Annotated in this window: 10 protein-coding genes; 9 read left to right on the top strand and 1 reads right to left on the bottom strand. The window is 42.6% G+C overall.

Translation table 11 applies throughout. The features are described 5' to 3' along the window. From AC37HE_RS05985 to AC37HE_RS06025, 9 genes are all read left to right on the top strand, one after another. A partial coding sequence (locus AC37HE_RS05985) for a T9SS type A sorting domain-containing protein (RefSeq protein WP_500781882.1) occupies positions 1 to 246 on the top strand: 246 nt, incomplete at its 5' end. Between the two features lie 79 nt (positions 247 to 325). Beyond that, positions 326 to 2,443: a tetratricopeptide repeat-containing sensor histidine kinase gene (locus tag AC37HE_RS05990; RefSeq protein WP_500781883.1), complete on the top strand. Its 2,118-nt coding sequence runs from the start codon at positions 326 to 328 to the stop codon at positions 2,441 to 2,443. A gap of 11 nt (positions 2,444 to 2,454) precedes the next feature. Then, positions 2,455 to 2,835 carry a response regulator gene (locus tag AC37HE_RS05995; protein WP_500781884.1) on the top strand — a complete coding sequence of 127 codons (381 nt, stop codon included), beginning with the start codon at positions 2,455 to 2,457 and terminating at the stop codon, positions 2,833 to 2,835. After that, positions 2,832 to 3,872, top strand: a complete 1,041-nt coding sequence (locus AC37HE_RS06000; RefSeq protein ID WP_500781885.1) for an adenylate/guanylate cyclase domain-containing protein — start codon at positions 2,832 to 2,834, stop codon at positions 3,870 to 3,872. Before AC37HE_RS05995 ends, AC37HE_RS06000 begins: the two co-directional genes overlap by 4 nt. 69 nt (positions 3,873 to 3,941) lie before the next feature. After that, on the top strand, positions 3,942 to 4,532 hold the full coding sequence (locus AC37HE_RS06005; RefSeq protein ID WP_500781886.1) for an HD domain-containing protein: 591 nt from the start codon (positions 3,942 to 3,944) through the stop codon (positions 4,530 to 4,532). Between the two features lie 18 nt (positions 4,533 to 4,550). Further along, a complete protein-coding gene (locus AC37HE_RS06010) occupies positions 4,551 to 5,435 on the top strand; it encodes a YitT family protein (protein WP_500781887.1) in 885 nt (294 codons plus the stop codon). A 216-nt stretch (positions 5,436 to 5,651) separates the two neighbouring features. After that, positions 5,652 to 6,128, top strand: coding sequence for a nuclear transport factor 2 family protein (locus AC37HE_RS06015; protein ID WP_500781888.1), 477 nt, complete (start codon positions 5,652 to 5,654; stop codon positions 6,126 to 6,128). A 105-nt stretch (positions 6,129 to 6,233) separates the two neighbouring features. Then, positions 6,234 to 6,623, top strand: a complete 390-nt coding sequence (locus AC37HE_RS06020) for a nuclear transport factor 2 family protein (protein ID WP_500781889.1) — start codon at positions 6,234 to 6,236, stop codon at positions 6,621 to 6,623. Between the two features lie 127 nt (positions 6,624 to 6,750). After that, positions 6,751 to 7,539: a hypothetical protein gene (locus AC37HE_RS06025; protein WP_500781890.1), complete on the top strand. Its 789-nt coding sequence runs from the start codon at positions 6,751 to 6,753 to the stop codon at positions 7,537 to 7,539. Positions 7,540 to 7,663: 124 nt separating this feature from the next. On the opposite strand, the gene AC37HE_RS06030 is transcribed toward AC37HE_RS06025, so the two are convergent. Beyond that, positions 7,664 to 8,202, bottom strand: a 539-nt coding sequence (locus tag AC37HE_RS06030) for an IMP dehydrogenase (RefSeq protein ID WP_500781891.1), incomplete at its 5' end; no start/stop codon positions are given.

Here is an 8,202-nt window from a genome sequence, read left to right on the forward strand (position 1 = left end):
GGTAGTGAACCGACCCTTTATCCAAATCCAACAACAGGTAAGGTTACCTTAATCCATAACTCAATGCAGTTAGTTGAAAGTGATATTGCGGTATATGATCTCTCCGGAAGGAAAGTTAGTCCGGTTATGAAGGCTGCTTCCGGCTATACCATGGAAATTGACTTCTCCGGTTTGCGGGATGGAATCTATTTCGTTCGGGTATCGCTCGAAAATGGAGTTCAGTCATTCAAATTGATGAAACACTAGTTTGTGAAGCATGGCACCAATAAAACACAGATAACGAGTTTTGAATAAGATAAAATGTCTAACGAATAGTTGATAGCTTATGAATAAGCGGAATGTTGTGGTTGTATTATTCTCCCTGATTTTTGTGTCGGCTGTTTTTGCCCGGGCTGCAGAATCCGACAGTTTGCTTGCGGTTGTACAAAGTTTACCCAAGGATACGGTAAAGGTCCAAAAGCTTCTTGATTTGTCGGCCAACTATCTAACTGTCGACCGGGATCTTTGCCTGAAATATGCACAGGAGGCTTTGTCGCTTTCGAAAGAGCTGAACTACAAAACGGGGCAGGCTTATGCCTTAAAAAACATGGGCTTGCCATCCTATATCAGTGGAGATTATGGCGAAGCTTTGGTTTATTGGGAGCAGTCGCTGGCACTCTTTAAGGAAGCAAAAAACAAAGTAGGAATTGCGAATATGACCAGTAACATTGGGGCGGTTTATTTCAATCGGGGCGACGATGAAACTGCGATCAGTTACTACTTGCAGTCTTTGAAAGTGTCGGAAGACTTGGGGAATAAACTTCGAATTGCAACAGCCTTATTAAATCTGGGAGCCGCTTATTCAAATAAGGAAAGCACCACTGATCTTGCGCTTCAATATTATTTACGGGCCTTGCCAATCTCGATGGAGACATCAGACGAAGAGGCTATCGGGACACTGGAAGTGAATATTGGCGAGATTTATCTGAAACAGGATGATAGTGATTCGGCATTGAATTATTTCCAAAAGGCTCTGGCGTCCTACAACAAAGCCGGCGAAGGTAATATTTCCTATGCTTTGTATAATCTGGGGCGCACGTACTCCAAGTTGAAGGATTACAAAAAGGCAACCTACTATTTTGATTTGGCTTTCCAGAAAGCTTCAGGGCTGGATCAGAAAAAGGAAATGGCTCAGATTTTAGCCGGTTATGCTGAAGTGTACAAAGAAAATAATCAGCTGGATAGTGCAATCGTTGAATTACAAAAGTCGGAAAAGCTGGCTGAGTCCATTGGTGCAAACTATGAACTGAAGGATACCTACGAAAATTTGGCTACCCTGTACAGTCAAAAGAAAGATTACAGAAAAGCTTTTGAGTATCAGGGGCGATATGCTGCGATCAAGGATACCCTATACAATATTGAAAATGAGCGGAAGATTCAGAACATGACGATTAAGTATGAGCTGGAAAAGAAGCAGACTGAGATCGATTTGCTGGAAAAGGACAAAATTCAGAAGGTTCAGGAGTCGCGGAATCAGAAACTGTGGATCTTCAGTATAAGCGGAGCACTTATTTCCGCCATTATACTGAGTTTGGTTTTATATCGGAATATTCAACTTAAAATGCGCTCTAACTCGCTGTTGCGACGTCAAAAGGCAGAAGTACAAGCGACCTTGGAGAAGTTGAGGAAAACACAATCCCAATTGGTTCAGGCTGAAAAGATGGCGAGTCTGGGGGAGCTGACTGCCGGAATTGCCCATGAGATTCAGAATCCGCTAAACTTCGTGAATAACTTCTCTGAAGTAAGTGGTGAGCTGGTTGAGGAATTGTTTGAGGAGCTGGACAATGAATCGCTGGAGGATGTTCGGGAGCTGGCCGATCTGATCAAGCAAAACCTGGAGAAAATCAACTTTCACGGAAAGCGGGCCGATGGTATTGTAAAAGGGATGTTGATGCATAGTCGAAGCAATAGTGGCACCAAACAGCCAACCGACATCAACTCCTTGGCCGACGAATATTTGCGACTGTCGTACCACGGCTTACGGGCCAAGGACAAGTCTTTCAATGCCAAGATGAATAAAGACTTCGATCTAGATCTTAGTAAAATGAATGTCGTTCCTCAGGATTTGGGACGGGTTATACTGAATCTGCTGACCAATGCCTTTTATGCAGTCAATCAGAAACTGAAAATGAACATTGAAGGATACGAGCCGACTGTAACCATAAGTACGGAGCGTATTGGTAGCGAGGTGATCATTCGAATTAAAGATAACGGAAACGGGATTCCTGCCAATGTGTTGGGAAAAATCTTTCAACCTTTTTTTACGACAAAGCCAACCGGGGAAGGTACCGGATTGGGATTGTCGTTAAGTTATGACATTATAACCAATGGACATGGTGGCGACCTGGTGGTTGAAACAACCGAGGGACTCGGAACTGAATTTAGTATTCATTTACCAATTTAAACAGTAGCGTGATGAACAGGATTTTAGTTGTGGATGATGAGCAGGATGTGAAAATCTTGTTTGAGCAGCGTTTCCGAAGAGAAATTCGCAAAGGGGAGATGGATTTCGTTTTTGCATTTTCAGGGAAAGAGGCTCTGTCGATAATGGAAAATAATTGGGAGAAAACAGATTTTATTCTCTCCGATATTAATATGCCGGGAATGACCGGACTGGAGCTGTTAAAGCATGTCAAACGGATTTATGAAAAACCGCCACCGGTAATGATGATGATTACAGCCTATGGGGATCAGGATAATTTCAACCTGGCGAAGGAGCTTGGCGCCGATGATTTTCTGACTAAGCCGGTTGACTTTACGCTACTTAAAGAAAAATTAAAAGCACATCTGCTATGAATCGAATATTAATTGTTGATGATGAGACTGATCTCGAATTATTGATCAGGCAAAAATTCAGACGGAAAATCAGGGAGCAACAGTATGATTTTCTGTTTGCCATTAACGGAGTTGATGCGCTGGAAAAGATCCAGTCTAATCCGGATGTGGAGGTCGTGTTGAGTGACATCAATATGCCCGAAATGGATGGCTTGACACTTTTGTCGCACCTGCACGAGTCTAATCCCCTTATAAAAACCATCATTGTTTCGGCCTATGGAGACATGGACAATATTCGCCGGGCAATGAATGGAGGAGCTTTTGATTTTGTGACCAAACCGGTGAATTTCGAGGATTTGTCGCTGACAATCGAACGGACAATCAAGCAAGTTGGAATGATCCGGGATACGCTGCAGGCCATTAAAGAAAACAATATCCTGAAGATGTATGTCGATGAAAATGTCCTCAGTTTCATGGGAAATAAAGAACAGGAAAATGCCCTGTTCGAAAATGAAACGGTTGAGGTAACGGTGGCTTTCATTGACATCTGCGGATTTACTGCGATTAGCGAAAATGAGTCCCCGAATTTTGTGGTCAGTTTGTTGAATAATTATTTCGACATCATGGTGAAAGAAATCATTCAGCAAAAAGGGATTATCGACAAGTTCATTGGTGATGCTGTAATGGCTGTTTTTAAGGGCGATTTTCATTTGGATCGGGCTGTTGAGGCCTGTTTGGCTATTAAGGAAACGATCGAACAGCTTCCTGTTGCCGATGAGGCCTTGCAATACAAACCACGGGTGTCAATTGGTGTGAACAGCGGTGAGGTTGTTTCCGGGAATATTGGTTCATCAACGCTTCGCAGGCTGGATTATACAATCATTGGAGACCGGGTGAATGTAGCAGCCCGCTTACAGGCAGCAGCACAGGCCAACCAGATTTTGATTAGTGAAGAGAATTATCTGAAGATTAGTAAGTCATTTAGCTGTAGTAAAGTAGGTGAGATGACTTTTAAAAATAAAGAATTGCCCATGATTGTTTATGAGGTCATTTCCTGATAACCTGAAATTGCACTTTGGGTTATTCTTTTGAATGTCCGGGTAAAAATAAATGTAAATGAATGGCTTATGAGTATTTCCCGATTGAAAGAATTTATCACAAGAAAGCTGGCCAATGAATTGCCAGCCTGGTTGACCTATCACAATATGGAACATACCAACAGTGTTCACGTCGTTTGTCTGGAATATATTGAGCGGTTGAAGATCGAAGATCATGAGGCTTATCTATTGCAGACTGCTGCTTTACTGCACGATACCGGTTTTATTTGGGTGTACTCCGGGCACGAGGAACATAGCGTCCGATATGCAAGAGAAATCCTTCCGAAGTTGAATTATTCGGATGATGATATCGAAATTATCTCCGGCATTATTCGGGCAACGAAAATTCCGCAAAAAGCCAATACCCAGCTTGAGCAAATCATTGGAGATGCAGATTTAGACTATCTCGGAACCGATTTATTTCCTCAAATAAGTGATCGGTTGTATCGGGAATTACAGGCGCAAAAGAAGGTTAGCGGCATTGAAGATTGGGACCGTATGCAGGTCGGTTTTCTAAATGCGCATCGCTACCATACCGAATTTGCCCAGCTCAACCGGGAGCCTGTCAAACAGCAACATTTAAAAGAAATTCTCGATCGGTGGAACTGGTCAATTATATAACAAGCTAAATGAATTATTATGGAGCACAGCGATCAAATTAATTGGAGGGGAATATTTTCGTTTAGGTCAGTTGCTTACACTTTTGCAGGGGTGTTATGTGCCATTGTAGCCCTCAAGGGGTTTATGATGCCCAATCACTTTTTGGATGGCGGTGTCACCGGGTTATCGATCCTTGCGCATGAGTTTACACATTCCAATATCAGTATTTTCCTGATCTTGTTTAACCTGCCATTTGTTTATGCGGGCTATCTGAAAGTTGGTAAAACTTTTGCTGTTCGGGCTCTGATTGCCATTGTACTGTTAGCTGTCCTGATGAATTATATTGAGATACCGGTCGTGACCACCGATAAAATACTGATTGCTGTTTTCGGAGGTTTCCTGATTGGCCTGGGGGTTGGCCTGGTGATTAAAGCGGGGGGCGTGCTGGATGGACTGGAAATTATCGCGGACTTTACAAAGAAGAAATCCGGCTTGAGTACAGGTGAAATCATTTTGGTCATTAATACTTTAATATTTCTTACGGCAGCTTTCGGTTTAGGAATTGAGCCGGCGATGTACTCTATTTTGACCTATTTCACGGCAGTGAAAACCTCTGATTATGTAGTTGATGGTTTTGAAGAATACACGGCCCTTACCGTTGTCTCCAAGCATTACGATGCAGTAAAAGAGATTATCGTGAAAGATTTTGATAAGGCGATCCTGGTGTATAAAGGCGAACGAGGTTATTTGCCGGGGAGTTTTGAAGTGAAGCACGATTGCGATATTGTGATGTGCATTGTTACCCGCCTGGAAATCCACCGAATTAAAAGTGCCATTTCTCTCAAAGATCCCCAAGCCTTCTTCTATGTTCAAAGTATCAACGAGGTGAATGGGGGCATTATCAAACAACTTCGAAAACATTAGTCCTCTTTTGATGGTATCCTATTTACATTCAATGATTGATAATTAGCGATATCATGTAACCAATAGCCTTACTTTAACCGTAGTAGCGAGTAATTACCTGTCGACTAAAATTCCAAAAATCATACTCAATTAATTGAACTTGAATTAATTTCTTACGGGGATGAATGGAATTATCAGCAATAATCGGACTTATTTATTCATTTAAACTTCAAATCAATGAAAAGAATCTATCATTCGATTTCAATCATTGCGCTAGTTGTATTCTTGGCAACCAATGCAGCTAATGCGCAACAATGGACAGCAGAGCAACAAGACGTTTGGTCTGGTGTGGAAAAATATTGGCAGGCTTCAGCCAGTGGTGATGCCCAGGCATTTTTAGCTTATTTCGACGACAGCTATAAGGGCTGGGAATATGAGTCAAAGGTTCCTCAAGGAAAGGAGAGTACCGGGAAATGGATTGAGTATGGAATGCAACGCGGTAAAGTTGTGTTTTACACGCTTTCTCCGGTTGCCATTTGGGTTAAAGGTGACTTCGCTTTTGTCGACTATTTTTATGACGAGGTGGTGAAAAACAACGAAACCGGCAAAAACAAAGCACGTTCCGGCAAATGGACGGATATTTTAATGAAGAAAGACGGGAAGTGGGTTCTGATTGGTGACCATGGCGGACGAACCTCTAAAGATGATGACTAAAAGGCTGTCCATAATGAAGTGAATCTATTTATACTCTTTGAAACAGCTTTTGTAGCTGTAGCATGTAACACCCCCTTTTCTATTCAATCGTAAATTATTAGGGTGATGAAAAATCTGGAAATCCTGAAAAAAGGGTATCAAAATTTTGCAGAAGGTAATGTTGAAGCCGTCCTGGCGACCTGGGACGAGAATATTGTTTGGGAAGAATGTCCCGGAATGCCCATGGCTGAAGGTGACGGGAAAATAGTTGGCCGACAGGCTGTGCTGGAAAAGGTACTTGCCCAAATTCCTGAATTCATGGATGATTTCAGTATTGAGGTTCGGGACTTTATTGATGGCGGTGACAAAATTGTTATGGAGGGCTATTACAATGGGACCTATAAACCTACCGGCAAGAAATTTCATGCTCATGTCACGCATACCTGGACAATGAAAGATGGTAAATCAGTTAATTACTTCCAGGCCGTAGATAGTGCAGCGATTATCAATCCATAGTTCAACCGGATTAACTATTATTTCGACGAATTCCACCCCTTTTTAGATTTAGTAATAGCCTAATGGCTGACAATTGCTGTCTCTCTTTTGGGGACAGATCGTTCATCAAATCTTAAAAGTTACACTTATGAAAAGAATTTTGATTTTGGTGCTATTGGTGTTTTTTGCAGTTGGGCTGAAAGCACAACAAAGCGAGAATAAAGAGTATCTGCTATTTGAGTTTATGAAGGTTCAGCCCGGAAACTGGGGTGATTATTATTCAGTTGAAGAATTTTGGTCGGGCATTCATCAACAGCGGGTCGCCGATAAGTCGATTCTGGGCTGGGACATGTGGGCGTTAGTTCCATCAGGAACAAAACAAGGCCCGAATTACTTGACGGTTACTATCTTTGCAAGCCTAAATGACATGCTCAATGCCGTTAATTCATGGGATGTTATGACCTATGCAAAGAAAGCTTATCCGGATAAAACTGACGAAGAATTAGCTGAGATGATGGATAAAACTGTTCAATCCAGAGAGCTGGTCTATCAGAATTTACTTATTGGCGTCGACGAAACAAAAGATAATTTCCAATTGAAAATAGGAATGGTTGTTACCCTTGACTTTATGAAGCAAACCGGTGATAGCTATGAAAAAGCCGAATCCGAGATTTTTAAACCTTGGCATCAACAAATTGTGGATAATGGCGGAAAAGGCCATTGGGGCTTGGTAAAAGCGATTCTGCCTGTTGGCAGTCAAGCCTATTTCACGCATATCGCCTACAGTTTTTACACCGATATGAATCAGCTGTCTGATTTTATGAACGGTAGCGGAGGAGAGATGGATATGATGACGCAGATTGCCGTTCAGGAAGGACTGAAAACCAGGGACTGGAAAGAACTTAAGATTGGCAGGTTGGAGATGATGGTTAGATAATTGCATTGCTGCAACATCAAATCAGGACGATGGAAAGTGTATGATTTTTTTGTTCATTCATTAAAAAGTCAGGCAGCAAATCATAGGGTTTGCTGCCTGATTATTTTTGAATGGTTGTATTTGTTTATTCTTTGTAGATCCGGTTCTCCTGTTCGTCAACCCGGATAAAAGTGGTCCGTTTTGTTAGTTCTTTCAGGGTTGCTGCACCAACATAAGTGCAGGTACTTCGGATTCCTCCTAAGATATCCAGCACAGTATCACTAACCGGCCCGCGATAAGGCACTTCAACTGTTTTACCTTCGCTGGCCCGGTAATCAGCGACCCCGCCGGCATGCTTTTCCATCGCTGTAGCAGAACTCATACCATAAAACTGACGATACTTTTTGCCATTTCGTTCAATGGTCTCACCGCCGCTTTCATCGTGACCGGCAAACATGCCGCCCAACATCACAAAATCGGCCCCGGCACCAAATGCTTTTGACACATCGCCCGGAGTTGTACAGCCACCATCACTGATGATTTGGCCACCCAGCCCGTGGGCCGCATCGGCACATTCAATAATTGCAGAAAGCTGGGGGTAACCAACACCCGTTTTAACACGAGTCGTACATACCGAGCCCGGTCCAATGCCAACTTTAATAATGTCGGCGCCGGCCAGCAATA

The sequence above is a fragment of the Mangrovibacterium sp. genome (assembly GCF_059905295.1).